The organism is Delftia sp. CH05 (genome assembly GCF_009827015.1).
In the GTDB taxonomy this organism is placed as follows: Bacteria; Pseudomonadota; Gammaproteobacteria; order Burkholderiales; family Burkholderiaceae_C; genus Comamonas; species Comamonas tsuruhatensis.
The window spans coordinates 42,886-61,578 of record NZ_WUMG01000002.1 but is presented as its reverse complement, the minus strand read 5'-3'; the positions used below and the strand labels follow the sequence as shown (position 1 = coordinate 61,578).

Genomic DNA, 18,693 nt, shown 5'->3' with positions numbered 1-18,693 from the left:
TCAATCCCGGCTTTTGTAGCACGCGCGTTCTTTTTTGAACTGTCCAGGGCGTGACAACCTATGGCAATCCCTGATGGCTTCACCGCCGCCGGATATCAGGCAGGCTGATCGGGTTCTTCCAGACCCAGCTGGGCGTAGACATGTGCCAGACGTGCCTGCAGCTGGCGTACCTGGGCTTCCAGATCGACCACGCGCTGGGCCAGGGCATCGCCGCGTGCGCCTGCTGCCGCAGGGGCCGAGGCGATCGCGTTCACGTCCACGGGGCCGCACAGCAGGTGGGCCCAGCGTTGTTCGCGCGCGCCGGGCGCGCGGGGCAGCAGGACGACCAGCGGGCCGCCTTTTTCCTCGCTGCGCTCGCGCAGCTCTTCCAGGAAGGCTTCGACCGAGGAGATGTCGGCAAAGCGGTGCCAGCGCTCGGAGTTGATGCGCAGCTCGCCAGCCGTCTGCGGGCCGCGCAGCATCAGCAGGGACAGCAGCACGGCGCTCTGGTCGGGCACACCCACGCCGCGCGGGAAGTTGTGTTCCCAGCGCGTGGCGCGTGCGCTGCTGATCTGCACGGACATGGTGCGCAGGCGCAGGCTGTCCAGCGCTTCCTGGGCTTCGCCCTCGCTGACTTCCATCACCGGATCGCGGCTGCTTTTCTGGTTGCAGCCCGTCACCAGTGCGTTGAGCGTGAGCGGGTAGCTGTCGGGCACGGTACGCGCCTTCTCCATCAGGGTGGCCAGCACGCGGGCTTCGACGGCGGTCAAGGGGGTGGAGCGGGGATCGAATGGCATGGGTCTGAGGGCAAGAGGTGACAAGGCCCGGCAGGGCCATGGGCCTTGCCGGGGCTGGCGCAGGCCGCGCGGCCCGCGGTGCGACAATCGCCGCCCATGAAAAATATCGTGATCCTGATCTCGGGCGGCGGCTCGAACATGGCTGCCATTGTGCGTGCTTCGCAGCAACAGGACTGGGCGCGGCGTTATGGCGCCCGCGTGGCCGCCGTGGTCAGCAACAAGGCCGAGGCTTCGGGCCTGGTTTTCGCGCGCGAGCAGGGCATTGCCACCGAAGTGCTGGACCACCGCCCGTTCCCCAGCCGCGAGGCCTTCGACGCCGAGCTGGCCCAGGTGATCGACCGGCACGCGCCCGCGCTGGTCGTGCTTGCCGGCTTCATGCGCATCCTCACGCCGGGCTTCGTTGCGCATTACGAAGGTCGCATGATCAACATCCACCCCTCGCTGCTGCCCGCCTTCACGGGCCTGCACACGCACCAGCGGGCCATCGATGCAGGCTGCCGCTTCGCCGGCTGCACCGTGCACCGCGTGACGGCCGAGCTGGATGTGGGCCCCATCCTGGAGCAGGCCGTGGTGCCCGTGCTGCCCGGCGACACGGCCCAGGCACTGGCCGCGCGCGTGCTGGTGCAGGAGCACATCATCTACCCGCGCGCCGTGGCGCAGTTGATGCGGGGCTAGGGTCTGCTCACAGGCCTTCGCTCTGAAAGGCCTGCTGCTCCACTTCGGGGCAGCGTGCAAAGCGGGGCTGCTCCACGCCGTTGATGACCACGGTTTCGTTGAACATGGCGGCCGGCCGCACCCACAGGCCGCGCTCGCCGTAGAGCGCGCGGTACAGGGTCATGGACTCGCGCGTTTCGCTGTGGCGCACGGTGGCAAGCACCTCGTAGGGAGCGCCCTTGTAGTGGCGGTACAGGCCCGGGGGCGTGGCAATCAGAGGGGGCAGGTCGTCATCGGTCATGGGGTGCCATGGTAGCCGTGCCAGCCCGGCGTTGCTCCGGGTTCCGACCTGCGCCCCTCTCGGATTTGCAAGGCAGTGGGACAATCGCGGCCATGCATCCCAAACAGCTTCTCGACGCCTGCGCCGAACTGGTCAAGCGCACCCTGACTTTCGAACATCCGGCCGACGCCGTGGTGTCACGCTTTTTCCGTGAAAACCGCAACCTGGGCCCGCGCGAGCGCGCTGCGCTGGCCGAGACCGCCTACACCGTGCTGCGCAAGAAGCTGCTTTTTGAGAGCCTGGCGCGTTCTGGCAGCGGCTCGCGTGAGCGCAGGCTGGCCATTTTGGGCTTTGCCCACAGCCAGGAGGCACTGGCCCGCGTGGCTGGCAAGACCGAGCAAGGTGTCAAGGACGCACGCAGCTTCGTGCGCGCCGCGCTGTCGCCGCAGGAGCTGCAATGGCTGGACGCCTGCGAGGCCGTGCGTCCCGACGAACTGATGGAGCCGCACCGCCACAACCTTCCCGAATGGCTGGTCGCGCCGCTACAGCAGCAACTGGGCGATGACTTCTGGGCCTTTGCCCAGAGCATGGAGCAGGCCGCGCCGCTGGATCTGCGCGTCAATGCGCTGAACGCCAAGCGTGCCGATGTGCAAAAGGAACTGGCCGATGCCGGCATCGCCGCCGAGGCCACGCCTTACTCGCCCTGGGGCCTGCGTGTGCAGGGCAAGCCGGCGCTGGCCCGGATGGACGCTTTCACGCGCGGTGCCATCGAGGTGCAGGACGAAGGCTCGCAACTGCTGGCGCTGATGCTCGATGCCAAGCGCGGCGAAATGGTGGTCGATTTCTGTGCAGGCGCAGGCGGCAAGACCCTGGCCATTGGTGCTTCGATGCGCAGCACGGGGCGTCTGTACGCCTTCGATGTCTCGGGCCACCGGCTCGAGGCCCTGAAGCCGCGCCTGGCGCGCTCGGGCCTGTCGAACGTGCACCCCGCGGCCATCGCCCACGAGCGCGACGACCGCGTCAAGCGCCTGGCCGGAAAGATCGACCGCGTGCTGGTCGATGCGCCCTGCTCGGGCCTGGGCACGCTGCGCCGCAACCCCGACCTCAAGTGGCGCCAGTCGGCCAAGGCCATTGAGGAGCTCACGCAAAAGCAGGCGGCCATCCTGGCCAGTGCTGCGCGGCTGGTCAAGCCGGGCGGGCGCCTGGTCTATGCCACCTGTTCGGTCCTGCCCCAGGAAAACGAAGCCATCGCCGACGCCTTTGCATCGGAGCACTCTGACTTCGTGGCCATGGATGCCGGAGAACTTCTGGCCCAGCTCAAGGTGGAGCGGGGCGATGTGCTGTGCAGCGGCGGCGAGACCGGCACGCAGTACCTGCGCCTGTGGCCCCAGCGCCATGAGACGGACGGGTTTTTCGCCGCCGTTTGGACCCGGAAGCCGTAACTTGCAGACGCAATAAGCTGTAAATCGCGGGAGATTGCCGAACGCCTTCACGGGGGGCTCGCCTAAAATTGAGGCATCGGTGCCACTGGGCGCCGGCTTTGGCAAAGGCTTGGGTCATGTCTGTGGATTTCGCGTCGGTTTGGAATATTGCCCTGGACTGGATGGCCCATGGCCTGTGGCAGCTGTCGTGGTGGCAGCTGCTGCTGTATGCCCTGGTCACCACCCACGTCACGATTGCGGGCGTCACCATCTTCCTTCACCGCTGCCAGGCCCATCGTTCGCTGGACCTGGGGCCAGTGCCCTCGCATTTCTTCCGGTTCTGGTTGTGGTTGGGCACGGGCATGGTCACCAAGGAGTGGGTGGCCATCCACCGCAAGCACCACGCCAAGTGCGAAACCGAGGACGATCCCCACAGCCCGCAAACGCGCGGGCTGGATACCGTGATGCGCCAGGGCGCGGAGCTGTACCGCGAAGAGGCCAAGAACGCCGAGACGCTCAGGAAGTTCGGCCACGGCACGCCCGACGACTGGATCGAGCGCCATCTCTACAGCCGGCATTCGATCTGGGGTCCTTCTCTGATGCTGGTCATCAACGTGCTGCTGTTCGGCGCCATCGGACTGACCATCTGGGCCGTGCAGATGGCCTGGATTCCGTTCTGGGCTGCCGGCGTGGTCAACGGCCTGGGCCATTTCTGGGGCTACCGCAACTTCGAGGCCCAGGACGCCAGCACCAACCTCGTGCCCTGGGGCCTGGTCATCGGCGGTGAGGAACTGCATAACAACCACCACACCTATCCGACCTCGGCCAAGTTCTCGGTCAAGCGCTATGAGTTCGATGTGGGCTGGGCCTACATCCGGGCGATGCAGGCGGTCGGCTGGGCCAAGGTCAAGAAAACGCCGCCCAGGCTGGTCATGGGCGCCATCAAGCCTGTGGCCGACGAAAAGACGCTGGAGGCCGTGATCGCTAACCGCTACGAGGTCATGGCCCGCTATGCGCGCGGCGTGCGTGCCGCCGTGCAGTTCGAACTCGATGCGCTCAAGCAGCGCAAGGCGCAGCAGGCCGACCTGTCCTTGCTCAGGACGGCGCGCCGCTGGCTGCACCGCGATGCCGACAAGGTGCCCGCCCAGGCGCAGGACCAGCTGGCCCAGGCGCGCGCCGCCCATCCCGTGCTGGACCAGATGCTGGTCATGCGCGAGGAGCTGCGCCAGCTGTGGCTCAACACCTCGCTGTCGCGCGAGCAGCTGACGGCCCATCTGCAGGCCTGGTGCCATCGCGCCGAGGCCAGCGGCATTGCTGCGCTCAAGGAGTTCTCGGTCAAGCTGCGCGCTGCCCACGCCTGAAGCTGCGAAGCCAGCCGGCAAGCGTCCATTCCCGGGGCCGCATCTTCTCTTCGGAGGCGATGCGGCTTTTTGCTGCGGGGTTCGGCTGCAGTTCCAGACCTGCCGTGGCCTGGGACACGGAGCGGACTCTTATCCGCAGGTCCGCGCCTGCGCGCCAGCCCTGGCCCGGCTGCAGCCTGAGGGTCAGCCCCGGCGCTGCATCGGCCCAGGCCTGCTGCGGGACGCTGATTTCCAGGCTGCCCTGGCGGCAGAACAGCTCGCAGCCCTCCTGCATGGACAGATACAGGTCGTTTCCGGGGGCGAGATGGCGCAGTTCGAAAGAGCGGGTGTGGGCGTTGTGCATGGGTCGGTGTCCTGTAGTTCCAGGCCCCAAGCGTAGGCATTCGGCCCTCTTTGGCACAGGCACAGGTTGTGGTTTGTTGCGCCGCAGCAGTGCAGGCAGTCCATGTTCTGTTCTGCTGCATGACCTGATGATCTGTATCTGTTGCGTAACAGCGCTTTGAGACAAGATCTCGGTCAAGCACTTCCATCCCCAGCCGTTTTCCATCCTGCCCATGACCGCTGCAAGCGCCGCCCCCACCCTGTACCGCCGCCTGGCGGCCGACTACAGCCTGGCCATGGAGATGGGCACGCTCAAGGCGGGCGAGCGCATGCCTTCCGTGCGCGAGCTGATGCGCCGCCACGAGGTCAGCCTGTCCACGGCGCTGCAGACGCTGCGGCATCTGGAGGATCTGGGTCAGCTCGAGGCCCGCCCGCGCGTGGGCTACTTCGTGCGCGATGCCCGGCCTGCAGGGCTGGCGCCTGCCAGCGAGCCGGATCTGAGCCAGCCCGTGCAGCCGTTGCCACAACAGCACTTTGCGGGCATCAATGAGCACATCTCGCTCATGCTGGAGCGCGGCCGCCAGGCCGATGTGCAGGTGGACCTGGGCGGTGCCACGCCGCCGCCGGAACTGTTCGATCGCGGCTACCTGAACCAGGCGGCTGCCCGGCTGCTGCGCGAGCAGCCCGACCTGTTGGTGCTGGGGCGTTCCATGATGGGCAGCCACCCTGATTTCCAGCGGGCCATGGCGCGGCGCGCGCTGGCGGCGGGCATCCATGTCGCACCGGCCGATGTGCTGGCGACCACGGGCAATTCCGAGGCCGTGAGCCTGGCGCTGGCCGCTGTGGCCTCGCCCGGCGACGTGGTTGCCGTGGAGTCGCCGACCTATTACGGCCTGCTGCAGGTGGTGGAGTCGCTGCAGATGCAGGCGCTGGAGATTCCCTGCAGCCCGCGCACCGGCCTGTCCCTCGAGGCACTGGAGCTGGCCCTGCAGACCCAGCCCCGGCTGAAGGCCGTGGTGGTCGTGCCCGAGCTGCAGATGCCGCTGGGCACGCGCATTCCCGATGAACACAAGGCCAGACTGGTCGAGCTGTGCGCCGCCCACGGCGTGGCGCTGATCGAGGACGACTCCTACGGCCTGTTCGTGGAAAGCAGCCAGCCCGTGCGCCCCATCAAGGCCTGGGACCGCCTGCCGGGACATGTGATCTATTGCGAGGCCTTCAACAAGAGCATGGCGCCAGGCCTGCGCCAGGGCTGGATGAACGCCGGCCAGTGGCATGGCCGTGTGCAGATGCTCAAGTTCGCGCGCAGCCGGGGGACCCAGACCCTGGCCCAGTTGCTGGCGGCCGCCTGCGTGGGCTCGCCCGCGCATCTGCGCAATCTGCAGCGCCTGAAGCAGCAGCTGCGGCGCCAGCGCGAGGGCATGGCGCAGCTGGTGGCGCGCTTTTTCCCGTTGGGAACGCGGCTAAGCCTGCCGCCCGGCGGGCTCAGCCTGTGGCTGGAGCTTCCGGCTGGCGTGTCCACGTCCGCGCTGTTCACGCAGGCGCTGGCGCGCGGCATACGCACGGCGCCGGGCAGCATGTTCTCCAACTCGGGCCGCTACGAGCACTGCATGCGCCTGGGCTGCACCCTGCCCGTGGATGGCGTGGTCGAGCAGGCCTGTCGCGATCTCGGCGCCATGGCCTGCGCGCAGCTGGGCCAGCCCGCGCGCCACGGGTGAGGGACGCAAAAAAACCGCCGGGCTTGCGCCGGGCGGTTTCTTTGTCGGTACCAGGGACAGGCTGAATTACTTCAGCTTGATTTCCTTGTACGTGACGTGCTTGCGAGCCTTGGGATCAAACTTCATGATCGCCATCTTCTCGGGCATTGTCTTCTTGTTCTTGGTCGTGGTGTAGAAGTGGCCGGTTCCTGCAGTGGATTCCAGCTTGATCTTTTCGCGTCCGCCTTTAGCAGCCATGGTGTTTCTCCTTGAGGGATTTAGGCTTGGCCACGGGCACGCAGGTCTGCGAGCACGGAGTCGATACCGTTCTTGTCGATCAGGCGCAGAGCAGCGCTGGAAACGCGCAGGCGCACCCAACGGTTTTCGCTCTCAACCCAGAAACGGCGGTATTGCAGGTTGGGCAGGAAACGACGCTTGGTCTTGTTGTTGGCGTGGGAAACGTTGTTTCCCACCATGGGCTTCTTGCCCGTTACTTCACATACGCGTGCCATGAGGACACTCCGATAGTTGTACAGCCGCCGACGCTGATGCCCTGCATTTGCTGCAGGGCCTGCCGGCAACCTCACCTCGCCATAAAGGGTGGCGGTAACCCCATCGCTGAAAGTGTCCTGGCCATGCAAGCAAGGCGCGCTTCAAATTCAGCAAAGCCATGGATTATAGCGTCTTCATGAGAAAAGCCCCTGGGCCAGCCAATCACGGCGGCAGCCAGGGGCTTTTGCCGCCCTGCACGAGGGCAGGGCGGGCGGGATGGCATCCCGCTTATTCCTGCTCGAGGAAGCGCTGGGCGTCCAGCGCGGCCATGCAGCCCGTGCCGGCGCTGGTGATGGCCTGGCGGTAGACATGGTCCTGCACGTCGCCGGCCGCGAACACGCCGGGCACGCTGGTCTGGGTGGCGAAGCCCTTGAGGCCGCCCTGGGTGATGATGTAGCCGGTCTCGTCCATCTCCAGGTGGCCCTTGAAGATCTCGGTGTTGGGCGCATGGCCGATGGCGATGAAGCAGCCCTGCAGCTGGATGTCCTCGGCATGGCCATCCTGGGTGCTCTTGATGCGGATGCCGGTCACGCCGGACTGGTCGCCCAGCACCTCGTCGAGCACGAAGTGGGTCTTGAGTTCGATCTTGCCGGCACGGACCTTGTCCATGAGCTTGTCCACGAGGATGGGCTCGGCCTTGAACTTGTCGCGGCGGTGCACCAGGGTGACCTTGCTGGCGATGTTGGACAGGTACAGGGCTTCCTCGACGGCGGTGTTGCCGCCGCCGACCACGCACACGGGCTGCTCGCGGTAGAAGAAACCATCGCAGGTGGCGCAGCCCGAGACGCCGCGGCCCATGAAGGCCTCTTCGGAGGGCAGGCCCAGGTACTTGGCCGAGGCGCCCGTGGCGATGATCAGGCTGTCGCAGGTATAGGTGCCGGAGTCGCCGGTCAGCGTGAAGGGGCGCTTGGAGAAATCGACGCTGTGGATGTGGTCGAACACCACCTGGGTCTTGAAGCGCTCTGCGTGCTCCAGGAAGCGCTGCATCAGTTCGGGGCCCTGTACGCCGTTCACGTCCGCAGGCCAGTTGTCCACTTCCGTCGTCGTCATCAGCTGGCCACCCTGGGCCATGCCGGTCACCAGCAGCGGGTTGAGGTTGGCGCGCGCGGCGTAGATGGCGGCCGTGTAGCCGGCAGGGCCGGAGCCGAGGATCAGGACTTTGGCGTGTTGCGTAGAAGACATGGATGCAGTTCTTGAAAAAGGCGCACGCCGGCAGTCGGCGTGCAGAAAAAAGATACATCGGGCACAGCCATGGAGTATCGCTCCGCAGCCGGGTTCCCGTTGCCATGCGGATCAATGGCCCGGATTGTCAAAAATGATCGGCATGGCGCCGTCATGCAGCGGCGTCATGTTCTGTTGCAAGTGCTTGCATTACGCTAGCAGGCCGTCCTGGCTGTTTTTGCGGCCAGCCCGAGGGGGCTGGGGTAAGCTCCCGCCTGCGTATGACCTACTCATTGAACGCTCTGAACGCTTCCACATCCGCCAAGGGCAAATCCAAGTCTGCGGCGCGCCCCGGCATGGTGGCGCGCTTCGGCCATGAAATGCTGCTGTTGGCGGGGCTGCTGGCCCTGGTGTTCTGGCTTGCCTCCATGCTCAGCTACTCGCCCCAGGATCCAGCGTGGTCCACCTCCGGGGCGGGACACGCGCGCCTGGTCGCCAACTGGATGGGCCGCGTCGGAGCCTGGCTGGCCGACGCCTGCTATTTCGGCTTCGGCATGTCGGTCTGGTGGCTGGTGCTGGCCTCGGTGCAGACCTGGATGTCTTCCTTCGCCCGCTGGCTGCGGGGCGGCGTGCCCCGCGATGGCGTGCAACTGCCGCCGCTGTGGCGCCGGCGCCTGCGTTTCTGGGGTGGCCTGCTGCTGCTGCTGGGCGCAAGCTGCGCGCTGGAATGGACGCGGCTGTACCGCTTCGAGAGCGTACTGCCAGGCCCTGCCGGCGGCGTCTTTGGCTACATGCTGGGCTACCACAGCCTGCAATGGCTGGGCTTCATGGGTTCGGGCCTGATCGGCATCTGCGTGGCCGTGATCGGCCTGGCCATGGTGTTCCGCTTTTCCTGGGGGCATCTGGCCGAATCCATGGGCGCACGCCTGGATGGATGGGTGCATTTCCTCTTCGCGCGCCGCGAGAAGGCCCGGGACGAGGCCGCAGGCCGCCGTGCCGCGCGCGAGCGCGAAGAGGTGTTGCAGGAAGAGCGCACGGAAAGCGCCGTGCAGCACCCGCAGCCCGTGCAGATCATCGAGCCCGTGCTGCAGGAGGCGGCAGCCCCCAGCGTGCGCGTGGTCAAGGAGCGCCAGAAGCCGCTGTTCTCCGAATTGCCCGACAGCAAGCTGCCCCAGGTGGACCTGCTCGATGCGGCGCAGCAGCGCCAGGAAAGCGTCTCGCCCGAGACGCTGGAGATGACCAGCCGGCTGATCGAAAAGCGCCTCAAGGACTTTGGCGTGGAAGTGCATGTGGTGGCCGCCATGCCCGGCCCCGTGATCACGCGCTACGAGATCGAACCGGCCACGGGTGTCAAGGGCTCGCAGATCGTGAACCTGGCCAAGGATCTGGCGCGCTCGCTGTCCCTGGTGTCCATCCGCGTGATCGAGACGATCCCCGGCAAGAACTTCATGGCGCTGGAGCTGCCCAATGCCAAGCGCCAGTCCATCCGCCTGTCCGAGGTGCTGGGCTCGCAGGTCTACCACGATGCCAAGAGCATGCTGACCATGGGCCTGGGCAAGGACATCGTGGGCAACCCGGTGGTGGCCGATCTGGCCAAGATGCCGCACGTGCTGGTCGCTGGCACCACGGGTTCGGGCAAGTCGGTGGGGATCAACGCCATGATCCTGTCGCTGCTGTACAAGGCCGAGGCCCGCGATGTGCGCCTGCTGATGATCGACCCCAAGATGCTGGAAATGTCGGTCTACGAAGGCATTCCTCACCTGCTGTGCCCCGTGGTCACCGACATGAAGCAGGCCGCCAATGGCCTGAACTGGTGCGTGGCCGAGATGGAGCGCCGCTACAAGCTCATGAGCAAGCTTGGCGTGCGCAATCTGGCGGGCTACAACACCAAGATCGACGAGGCCAAGGCGCGTGAGGAATCGATTCCCAACCCCTTCAGCCTCACGCCCGAGGAGCCCGAGCCGCTGCAGCGCCTGCCGCACATCGTCATCGTCATCGACGAGCTGGCCGACCTGATGATGGTGGTCGGCAAGAAGATCGAGGAGCTGATCGCGCGCCTGGCCCAGAAGGCCCGCGCGGCCGGCATCCACCTGATCCTGGCCACCCAGCGCCCCAGCGTGGACGTGATCACCGGCCTGATCAAGGCCAACATTCCCACGCGCATCGCCTTCCAGGTCAGCAGCAAGATCGACAGCCGCACCGTGCTCGACCAGATGGGTGCCGAGTCCCTGCTGGGCATGGGCGACATGCTCTACATGGCCAGCGGCACGGGCCTGCCCGTGCGCGTGCACGGCGCCTTTGTGTCCGACGAGGAAGTGCACCGCGTCGTGGGCTACCTCAAGGAGCAGGGCGAGGCCGACTATATCGAGGGTGTGCTCGAAGGCGGCACGGCCGAGGGCGACAGCGAGTTCGGCGCGGAGTCCGGCGACGGTGGCAACGGCGAGAAGGATCCCATGTACGACCAGGCCGTGGAAGTGGTGCTCAAGGACCGCAAGGCCAGCATCTCGTATGTGCAGCGCAAGCTCAGGATTGGTTACAACCGCTCGGCCCGCCTGCTGGAAGATATGGAAAAGGCGGGCCTGGTCAGCGGTCTCACGGCCAGCGGGCAGCGCGAAGTGCTGGTGCCGGCGCGCGCCGGGGAATGAGCCCGCATTTCGCAATCATGGAGAAAGAATGAAACGTCTGTTGACTGCAGTTGTGATCGCGGCAAGCGCGACGGTTTCGTGGGCCGATGGCCTCAAGAGCCTGGAAGCCTTCATGAAAAATTCCCAGGCCGGCCGCGCCGAATTCACCCAGGCCGTCACGGCCCCGTCCAAGGATGGCCAGCCGCCGCGCACCAAGAACTCCAGCGGCCAATTCGAATTCCAGCGTCCCGGCAAGTTCAGGTTCGTCTACACCAAGCCGTTCGAGCAGACCATCGTGGCCGACGGCAAGACACTGTGGCTCTATGACGCCGACCTCAACCAGGTCACGCAGCGCGCGCAGGCCCAGGCCCTGGGCAGCACGCCTGCCGCCATCCTGGCGTCGGCCAGCGATCTCAAGGCGTTGAGCGCCGATTTCGATCTGCAGTCCGCGCCCGAGCAGGATGGCCTGCAATGGGTCCAGGCCAGCCCCAAGGACAGGAACGGCCAGCTCAAGAGCGTGCGCGTGGGCTTTGCAGCCGATGGGCAGCTTTCGGCGCTGGACATCCTCGACAGCTTTGGCCAGCGTTCGCTGATCCGCTTCAGCAAGCTGCAGACCCACGCATCCCTGCCGGCCTCGACCTTCGAGTTCAAGGTGCCTGCGGGCGCCGACGTGCTCAAGCAGTAATCCACCGCTGCACAGGGCGGCCCTTCAAGAACCTCACACGCTGCGGTGCGCAGTTTGTGAGGTTTTGTAATGGTTTTGCCTAATATCGCCGGGACAATAGCGGCCTGCGGCCAGCGACTGTTTCGGCGTCCCTTCGAGGACATGCTGGCCGGCTCTCGCATGTCTTTATGAACCTCAGTCGCAAGTTGCCGCTCGCCATTGCCATGGCGCTGCTATTCACCCTGGCCGCCGGATTCTTCGGCCTCTGGTCGGCCCATCAATCCCTTGGCGTCTTTCACGGCGACGTACAGCGCCACATGGCCGCAGAGCGCCTTGCCGCAGAAGTGGAAGGCCACTTCAAGACCCAGGTCCAGGAATGGAAGAACGTGCTGCTGCGCGGCTCGGACAACGCGCTGCGCGAGCGGCACTGGAAGGGCTTTCTGTCCGATGAGCGCGCCGTGCAGGACAAGACCACCGCCTTGCTGGCCCTGGTGGAAGACGCCGCCCTGCGCGAGATGGCCCAGCGCTTTGTGGCACAGCACCGCAAGATGGCCGAGGGCTATCGCGTGGGCCTGGACAAGTTCGAGGCCACGGGCTTCGACCCCTCCGTGGGCGACATGGCCGTGCGCGGCGTGGACCGCGAGCCGGCCGAGCTGCTGTCCCAACTCAAGGCAGGCATCGCTGCCCAGAGCAAGTCCGTGGCCGACGATGCGTACAGCAGCGGCAGGCGCGCCACGGAATTGAGCCTGGCGCTGATGCTGGTGGCGGCCGTGGCCGGCGTGGCCATTGGCTGGCTCATCACCCGCGCCGTGGTGGCACCGCTGCGCAGCGCGGTCCGGCTGGCCGAGAACGTGGCCCGTGGCCATCTGACCAATGCCATAGCGAGCGGCGGCCGCGACGAGCTGGGCCAGCTGCTGCGGGCGCTGGGCGCCATGCAGGAACAGCTGCGCAGCATCGTCGTGGAAGTGCGCGGCAATGCGGAGCAGGTGGCATCCGCCAGCTCGCAGATCGCAGCGGGCAACAGCGACCTGGCCCAGCGCACCGAGCAGCAGGCGTCGGCCCTGCAGATGACGGCATCGTCCATGGACCAGCTCGACTCCACCGTGCGCGGCAATGCCGATCACGCAGAGAAGGCCAACCTGCTGGCTTCCTCCGCCAGCGACATTGCCACGCGCGGCGGCGATGCCATCTCGGCCGTCGTGGGCACCATGCGCAGCATCCAGGATGCATCCGAGCGCGTGGTCAGCATCATCGAGGTGATCGACGGCATTGCCTTCCAGACCAACATTCTTGCGCTCAACGCGGCCGTGGAGGCCGCACGGGCCGGCGAGCAGGGCCGGGGCTTTGCGGTGGTGGCCGCCGAGGTGCGCACGCTGGCCCAGCGCAGCTCGGGTGCGGCGCGGGAGATCCGCGACCTGATCCAGGCCAACGCCCAGCGCGTGGCCCTGGGCGCCCAGGAGGTGGACAGTGCGGGCGCGACCATGGCCTCGGTGCAGGAGGCGATTGCCAAGGTCTCGCGCATGATCGGCGCCATCAGCCATTCCAGCGGCGAACAGAGCGCGGGCGTGAGCCATGTCAACAGCGCCATCGTCCGCATCGAGGAAGGCACCCAGCAGAACGCCGCGCTGGTGGAGCAGACCAGTTCGGCCGCCGAGAGCCTGCGCAAGCAGGCCCATCAGCTGGTCGAACTCATGTCAAGGTTCAGGACGGCTTGAACGCGGCGGCGGGCGCAGGGCGCAGCCGGTCGTGGAGGGCGGCCAGCACCAGGGTCGCGGCCACGGGCAGGGCCCAGCCCATGCCGTTGCCCGGCAGGCTGTTCAGGAACGCGGGCAGCCAGTCCTGCCAGCCGGCAGCCCTGGCTGCATCGATGAGACCAAACAACAGGGCCACGGCCAGCACCGGTGCGAACACCCGCTGCGCATTGCGCCACAGGCCAGACAGCAGGCTCAGCACCACCAGGGCGATGGCCAGCGGGTAGATGCCCACGAGCACGGGTCCGGATACGGCGATCAATTGGGCCAGGCCCTGGTTGGACACCAGAATGCAGGCCAGGCCGATGGCCACCACCACTGCACGGTAGGGCAGGCGCAGCATTTGGCTGAAGTAGGCGCCGCAGGCACTGACCAGGCCCACGGCCGTGGTCAGGCAGGCCAGGGAGATCACCACGGCCAGCAGCAGGCTGCCGATGGGGCCGAAGGTGTGATCCACATAGCGCGTGAGGATGAGCACGCCGGTCTGTGCCTGCGGGGCGATGGACTGGCTGGTGGCGCCCAGATGGATCAGCGACAGATACACCATGCCCAGTCCGACGGCGGCGATCACGCCCGCGACGATGGCGTAGCGCGTCTGCAGGCCGGTATCGGAGATGCCGCGGTCACGGATGGCGTTGACGATGACGATGCCGAAGGCCAGCGCCCCCAGCGCGTCCATGGTCTGGTAGCCCTCCAGGAAACCTTCGGTCAGCGGCGACACCAGGTAGTCGCCACTGGCCCTGGTGGCCTCCCCGGCCGGCAGCAGCACGGCGGCGGCGCCCAGCACCACCAGCGCCAGGATCAACACGGGCGTGATCAGCTTGCCGATGTTGTCGATCAGCTTGCCCGGGAACAGGGACAGGCCCATGACCAGGGCGAAGTACACGGCAGAGTAGATGAACAGGGCTGTGCTGCTGTGGCCCATGAAAGGCGCAAAGCCCATCTCGAACGACACCGTCGCCGTGCGCGGCGTGGCGAACAGCGGCCCCAGGATGAGATAGATCAGCAGGCCCAGCACCATTCCGGCCTTGCGGCCCACGGGCGAGGTCAGTGCGTCCATGCCGCCGCCCACTCGCGCCAGTGCGACCACCGTGAGCAGGGGCAGGCCCACGCCCGTCAGCAGGAAGCCGGTGGCCGCGGCAGCCGCGTGTTCGCCGGCGCCCTGGCCGACCATGGGCGGAAAGATGATGTTGCCCGCGCCGAGGAACAGCGCAAAGGTCATGAAGCCTAGGGCGATCAGGTCCCTGGTCTTGAGTGTTTGCATGGATGCAGAAATGAAAAGGCCCCGCATTGCCGCATGGCAGGCGGTTCCGTAAACGGAGGGAGGCGCGGGGTTGGAAGGCTGCGATGACGCAGGCCCGAAGGTCGCGCGCGGATCGCGCGGCCGGCTCCGCAAAGGGCAGCATTTTAGGGCTGCGGCCCGAAGCAGGTGTGAAATGTCAGTGATTGCTCTTGATGGGGTGCATGCAAACAATCCATGTCGTTTCAGTGACATGCCTGGAGGCGATGGCCATATTCCCGTCTGAAGATCAGGAGTTTCAGTCCACGGCCGACATCAGGCATCAAGGCCTGGCGCACCTGCGCCAGCCATGGCGTGGACAATGGCGCCATGGTTCTGCAACTGCATCTGTTCCCTTTGGCGAAGAATCCGCAACACGGTCTGCCGCACCTCGCGTGCGGGGAGCGGCCTTCGAGAGAGCTGCCCCATGGCTGATCTGTTCACCCAGGAGCCCTCCGCACCACTGGCCGAAGCCCTGCGGCCCAAGACCCTGGACGAGGTCGTGGGCCAGTCCCACCTGCTGGGCGAAGGCAAGCCGCTGCGCCTGGCCTTCCAGTCGGGCAAGCCGCATTCCATGATCTTCTGGGGGCCACCCGGCGTGGGCAAGACCACGCTGGCCCGGCTCACGGCCACGGCCTTCAAGTGCGAGTTCATTGCGCTGTCTGCGGTGTTCTCCGGGGTCAAGGACATCCGTGCGGCCATGGAGCAGGCGCAGCAGAACCTGGCCATGGGCCGGCACACCATCCTCTTCGTGGACGAGATCCACCGCTTCAACAAATCCCAGCAGGATGCGCTGCTGCCCTATGCGGAAAGCGGCCTGGTGACCTTCATCGGCGCCACCACGGAGAATCCGTCCTTCGAGGTGAACTCGGCCCTGCTGTCGCGCGCACAGGTCTATGTGCTGCAGTCCCTGACCGACGAAGAGCTCAGGCAGCTGCTGCAGCGTGCGCAGGAAAAGGCCCTGGGCGGCCTGCAGTTCGACGACCTGGCGCGGGACACCATCATCGGCTATGCCGATGGCGACGCCCGGCGGTTCCTGAACCTGCTGGAGCAATGCCAGACTGCGGCGGGCGCTGCAGGCGTCACCCGGATCGATGCCGAATTCGTGCAGAACGCGCTGACCTTGAATGCCAGGCGCTTCGACAAGGGGGGCGACAACTTCTACGACCAGATCTCGGCCCTGCACAAGTCCGTGCGCGGCTCCCATCCCGATGCGGCGCTCTACTGGCTCACCCGAATGCTCGACGGCGGCGCCGATGCGCGCTACCTGTCGCGGCGCATCGTGCGCATGGCCTGGGAAGACATAGGCCTGGCCGATCCGCGCGCCATGCAGATCGCCAACGATGCGGCCCTGACCTACGAGCGCCTGGGCAGCCCCGAAGGCGAGCTGGCCCTGGGCCAGGCCGTCATCTATCTGGCCATGGCTCCCAAGAGCAACGCCGGCTACAACGCCTACAACAAGGCCCGGGCCTTCGTGAAGCAGGACAGGAGCCGCGAGGTGCCCGTGCACCTGCGCAACGCGCCCACCAAGCTCATGAAGGAGCTGGGCTACGGCCATGAATACCGCTACGCGCACGACGAGCCCAACGCCTACGCGGCCGGCGAGACCTATCTGCCCGAGGGCATTGCGGAGCCGGGCTGGTACCAGCCCGTGCCACGGGGCCTGGAGATCAAGATCGGCGAGAAGCTGGCCGTGCTGCGCAAGTGGGATGAAGAGGCTGGCGGCGGCGGCGGCGCATAGCCGAATCCCGTGAGAGCAGGCCGGGGCTGGAGCCAGGGCTAGGCGCCCGGGCCGGGCTCCACCGTCACATCCCGCGCGTGCAAGGGAGCGTGGCAGTGCGAGCAGACGATCAGGGGATCGAACGTGTGGCCGCACACCGAATGCCGGTGCAGCAGGGGCCGGCCTTCCTCGCCGGACATGTGCACATCGCCCCAGTGCACGATGGCCATGACCACGGGATGCAGGTCCAGTCCCTTGGACGTGAGGCGGTACTCGTGCCGCACCGGCGCCTCCTGGTAGGCCACCTTCTTGAGCACGCCGGCCTCGACCAGCCTGGCCAGCCTGTCCGACAGCATAGGGCGTGAAATGCCCAGGCGCCCCAGGAATTCATCGAAGCGGCGCACTCCCAGAAAGCAGTCGCGCAGCACCAGCAGCGTCCAGCGGTCACCGATGACCGAGACCGTGCGTGCGATGGAGCAGCGCTCCTCTTCCAGTTCGTTCCATTTCATTGGGCAGTTCCCCGCTTGACGGGTTCAGATTTTAAACCTACCGTGCATAAAGTTCAAAAAATGAACTGACTTCTTCATCCACGGAGATTCCATGACCGACAAGAAAGCCATCCTCGTCATCGGTGCCGGTGACGCCACGGGCGGGGCGATTGCCCGGCGCTTTGCGCGCGAAGGCTATATCGCCTGCGTCACCCGCCGCGATGCCGACAAACTCCAGCCGCTGGTCGAGCAGATCCGCGCCGCTGGGGGTGAAGCCCATGGTTTTGGCAGCGACGCGCGCAAGGAAGAGGAAATGGTGGCCTTGGTGCAGAAGATCGAGGCCGAGATCGCACCCATCGAGGTCGCCGTCTTCAACATCGGCGCCAATGTGCGCTTCGGCATCACCGAAACCACGGCGCGCGTCTACTTCAAGGTATGGGAGATGGCCTGCTTCGCCGGCTTTCTGATGGGGCGGGAGGCGGCCAGGGTGATGCTGCCGCGCGGCCGGGGCACCATCATCTTCACGGGCGCCACGGCCAGCCTGCGCGGGCGCGAGGGCTTTGCCGCGTTTGCCGGTGCCAAGCACGGCCTGCGCGCCCTGGCGCAGAGCATGGCGCGCGAACTCTGGCCCAAGGGCATCCATGTGGCCCATCCCGTGATCGACGGCGCCATAGACACCGAATTCATCCGCAGCAATTTCCCCGAGCGCTATGCCCTCAAGGAGCAGGGCGGCATCCTCAATCCCGAGCACATTGCCGACCTCTACTGGCAACTGCACCAGCAGCCGCGCGACGCCTGGACGCACGAGACCGAGATCCGTCCCTGGATGGAGCCGTGGTGAGCCGCCTTGCCTTATCGCATCGTCACTTCCTCCCACTCCCGCAGGCCACGCCATGAACACCAAGGTGCAATTTCTCTTCGACTTCGGCAGCCCCAACGCCTATCTCTGCCACCAGGTCATTCCCCGGATCGAGGCGCGCAGCGGCATCCGCTTCGAATATGTGCCTGTCCTGCTGGGAGGCCTGTTCAAGCTGGCCAACAACCGCTCCCCGGCCGAGGCCAATGCCGACATTCCCAACAAGCGCGCCTATGAGGCGCTGGAGCTGCAGCGCTTCGTGCACAGGCACAGCCTCACGCGTTTCCGGATGAATCCTCACTTTCCCGTGAACACCCTGCAGATCATGCGTGGGGCCGTGGCCGCCCAGGACATGGGCTGCTTCGAGCGCTATGTCGATGCGGTGTTCTCCAGCATGTGGGAGAAGGGCTGCAAGATGGACGATGCCCAGGTGATCGGCACCGAGCTGTCCGGGGCGGGTCTGGACGCCCCAGCCCTGATCGCCGCAAGCCAGACGCCCGAAGTCAAGGCCCGGCTGCTGGCAAATACCGAGCAGGCCTTCCACCGTGGCGCTTTCGGATCGCCCACCTTTTTTGTTGGCGACGAGATCTACTTCGGCAAGGACCGCCTGCGCGATGTGGAGGAAGAAGCGCTGCGGGCCTGAAGCCAGCCTCAGGCCGACCGTCCGTCGTAGCGCGTGATGCGCAAGGCTTCGGCATCCACGCCTTCCAGGCAGCGCACGTTGACGGCCGCCATGTGCCGGCCCTTGGGATCGGTGGCTTCGCCGAAAGGGTGGATGCCGCAGGTCGGGCAGAAGCGGTGCTGGATCAGATGCCGGTGGAAGGTGTAGGAGCGCATCTGCTCCTCGGGCGTGCTCAGCTGCAGCTGTTCGCGGGGCACGAACCACATGAGGGCGCCCTTGCGCGCGCAGATGGAACAGTTGCAGGCCATGACCTGGGTGAGTTCGCCTTCCACATCGAAAGCGATGCCGCCGCAGTGGCAGCTGCCGTGGTATTTCATCGGGGTTCTCCGTGGCCACCGCTTGCTGGCGGCACTGCCGTTGATGGTAGGAGTTCATGCTGGCTGCGGCAAATTGCTGCAGTGCTACA

At 66.2% G+C, this 18,693-nt stretch carries 19 protein-coding genes; 10 read left to right on the top strand and 9 right to left on the bottom strand.

Annotated features, from left to right (window positions below; all coding sequences use genetic code 11):
- Window positions 1-95 precede the first annotated feature (95 nt).
- Window positions 96-776: a YceH family protein gene (locus tag GRX31_RS02135; protein ID WP_016445756.1), complete on the bottom strand. Its 681-nt coding sequence runs from the start codon at window positions 774-776 to the stop codon at window positions 96-98.
- A gap of 96 nt (window positions 777-872) precedes the next feature.
- Here GRX31_RS02135 and purN point away from each other — a divergent pair, with 96 nt between their 5' ends.
- A complete protein-coding gene (gene purN / locus GRX31_RS02130; RefSeq protein WP_016445757.1) occupies window positions 873-1,451 on the top strand; it encodes a phosphoribosylglycinamide formyltransferase in 579 nt (192 codons plus the stop codon).
- A gap of 7 nt (window positions 1,452-1,458) precedes the next feature.
- Here purN and GRX31_RS02125 read toward each other — a convergent pair whose 3' ends face one another.
- The gene (locus tag GRX31_RS02125; RefSeq protein ID WP_016445758.1) at window positions 1,459-1,731 is read right to left on the bottom strand and encodes a DUF1653 domain-containing protein; all 273 of its coding nucleotides are present in this window, start codon (window positions 1,729-1,731) and stop codon (window positions 1,459-1,461) included.
- A 92-nt stretch (window positions 1,732-1,823) separates the two neighbouring features.
- Between GRX31_RS02125 and GRX31_RS02120 the strand changes: the two genes are divergently transcribed.
- Both GRX31_RS02120 and GRX31_RS02115 read left to right on the top strand, forming a co-directional pair.
- Window positions 1,824-3,152 (top strand): RsmB/NOP family class I SAM-dependent RNA methyltransferase, encoded by a 1,329-nt coding sequence (locus tag GRX31_RS02120; protein ID WP_047472756.1) that lies wholly within the window; start codon window positions 1,824-1,826, stop codon window positions 3,150-3,152.
- 116 nt (window positions 3,153-3,268) lie between these two features.
- The gene (locus GRX31_RS02115; RefSeq protein ID WP_016451099.1) at window positions 3,269-4,492 is read left to right on the top strand and encodes a DesA family fatty acid desaturase; all 1,224 of its coding nucleotides are present in this window, start codon (window positions 3,269-3,271) and stop codon (window positions 4,490-4,492) included.
- Here the strand turns inward: GRX31_RS02115 and GRX31_RS02110 are convergent.
- The gene (locus tag GRX31_RS02110) at window positions 4,467-4,835 is read right to left on the bottom strand and encodes a hypothetical protein (protein WP_016445761.1); all 369 of its coding nucleotides are present in this window, start codon (window positions 4,833-4,835) and stop codon (window positions 4,467-4,469) included. The two genes, GRX31_RS02115 and GRX31_RS02110, sit on opposite strands and share 26 nt — an antisense overlap.
- A gap of 211 nt (window positions 4,836-5,046) precedes the next feature.
- Between GRX31_RS02110 and GRX31_RS02105 the strand changes: the two genes are divergently transcribed.
- Complete coding sequence (locus GRX31_RS02105) at window positions 5,047-6,531, top strand: aminotransferase-like domain-containing protein (protein WP_016451100.1); 1,485 nt, start codon at window positions 5,047-5,049, stop codon at window positions 6,529-6,531.
- 66 nt (window positions 6,532-6,597) lie between these two features.
- Here the strand turns inward: GRX31_RS02105 and rpmG are convergent, their stop codons facing one another.
- From rpmG to trxB, 3 genes are all read right to left on the bottom strand, one after another.
- Window positions 6,598-6,768: a 50S ribosomal protein L33 gene (rpmG, locus tag GRX31_RS02100; RefSeq protein ID WP_012207164.1), complete on the bottom strand. Its 171-nt coding sequence runs from the start codon at window positions 6,766-6,768 to the stop codon at window positions 6,598-6,600.
- A gap of 20 nt (window positions 6,769-6,788) precedes the next feature.
- The gene (gene rpmB / locus GRX31_RS02095) at window positions 6,789-7,022 is read right to left on the bottom strand and encodes a 50S ribosomal protein L28 (RefSeq protein ID WP_012207163.1); all 234 of its coding nucleotides are present in this window, start codon (window positions 7,020-7,022) and stop codon (window positions 6,789-6,791) included.
- Between the two features lie 268 nt (window positions 7,023-7,290).
- Window positions 7,291-8,244, bottom strand: coding sequence for a thioredoxin-disulfide reductase (trxB, locus tag GRX31_RS02090; protein ID WP_016445763.1), 954 nt, complete (start codon window positions 8,242-8,244; stop codon window positions 7,291-7,293).
- Window positions 8,245-8,504: 260 nt separating this feature from the next.
- Between trxB and GRX31_RS02085 the strand changes: the two genes are divergently transcribed.
- From GRX31_RS02085 to GRX31_RS02075, 3 genes are all read left to right on the top strand, one after another.
- Window positions 8,505-10,868, top strand: coding sequence for a DNA translocase FtsK (locus GRX31_RS02085; protein ID WP_016445764.1), 2,364 nt, complete (start codon window positions 8,505-8,507; stop codon window positions 10,866-10,868).
- A 28-nt stretch (window positions 10,869-10,896) separates the two neighbouring features.
- On the top strand, window positions 10,897-11,532 hold the full coding sequence (gene lolA / locus GRX31_RS02080; protein ID WP_160851295.1) for an outer membrane lipoprotein chaperone LolA: 636 nt from the start codon (window positions 10,897-10,899) through the stop codon (window positions 11,530-11,532).
- Window positions 11,533-11,699: 167 nt separating this feature from the next.
- Window positions 11,700-13,226: a methyl-accepting chemotaxis protein gene (locus tag GRX31_RS02075; protein ID WP_016445766.1), complete on the top strand. Its 1,527-nt coding sequence runs from the start codon at window positions 11,700-11,702 to the stop codon at window positions 13,224-13,226.
- On the opposite strand, the gene brnQ is transcribed toward GRX31_RS02075, so the two are convergent.
- A complete protein-coding gene (gene brnQ, locus GRX31_RS02070; protein WP_016451105.1) occupies window positions 13,213-14,526 on the bottom strand; it encodes a branched-chain amino acid transport system II carrier protein in 1,314 nt (437 codons plus the stop codon). The two genes, GRX31_RS02075 and brnQ, sit on opposite strands and share 14 nt — an antisense overlap.
- A 442-nt stretch (window positions 14,527-14,968) precedes the next feature.
- Here brnQ and GRX31_RS02065 point away from each other — a divergent pair, with 442 nt between their 5' ends.
- The gene (locus tag GRX31_RS02065) at window positions 14,969-16,282 is read left to right on the top strand and encodes a replication-associated recombination protein A (protein ID WP_160851293.1); all 1,314 of its coding nucleotides are present in this window, start codon (window positions 14,969-14,971) and stop codon (window positions 16,280-16,282) included.
- A gap of 38 nt (window positions 16,283-16,320) precedes the next feature.
- Here the strand turns inward: GRX31_RS02065 and GRX31_RS02060 are convergent, their stop codons facing one another.
- On the bottom strand, window positions 16,321-16,770 hold the full coding sequence (locus GRX31_RS02060) for a winged helix-turn-helix transcriptional regulator (protein WP_016445769.1): 450 nt from the start codon (window positions 16,768-16,770) through the stop codon (window positions 16,321-16,323).
- Window positions 16,771-16,861: 91 nt separating this feature from the next.
- Here GRX31_RS02060 and GRX31_RS02055 point away from each other — a divergent pair, with 91 nt between their 5' ends.
- Both GRX31_RS02055 and GRX31_RS02050 read left to right on the top strand, forming a co-directional pair.
- A complete protein-coding gene (locus GRX31_RS02055; protein WP_016445770.1) occupies window positions 16,862-17,590 on the top strand; it encodes an SDR family oxidoreductase in 729 nt (242 codons plus the stop codon).
- 52 nt (window positions 17,591-17,642) lie between these two features.
- Window positions 17,643-18,248, top strand: coding sequence for a 2-hydroxychromene-2-carboxylate isomerase (locus tag GRX31_RS02050; protein WP_016445771.1), 606 nt, complete (start codon window positions 17,643-17,645; stop codon window positions 18,246-18,248).
- 8 nt (window positions 18,249-18,256) lie between these two features.
- On the opposite strand, the gene GRX31_RS02045 is transcribed toward GRX31_RS02050, so the two are convergent.
- Window positions 18,257-18,604 carry a GFA family protein gene (locus tag GRX31_RS02045; protein WP_016445772.1) on the bottom strand — a complete coding sequence of 116 codons (348 nt, stop codon included), beginning with the start codon at window positions 18,602-18,604 and terminating at the stop codon, window positions 18,257-18,259.
- Window positions 18,605-18,693: the final 89 nt, after the last annotated feature.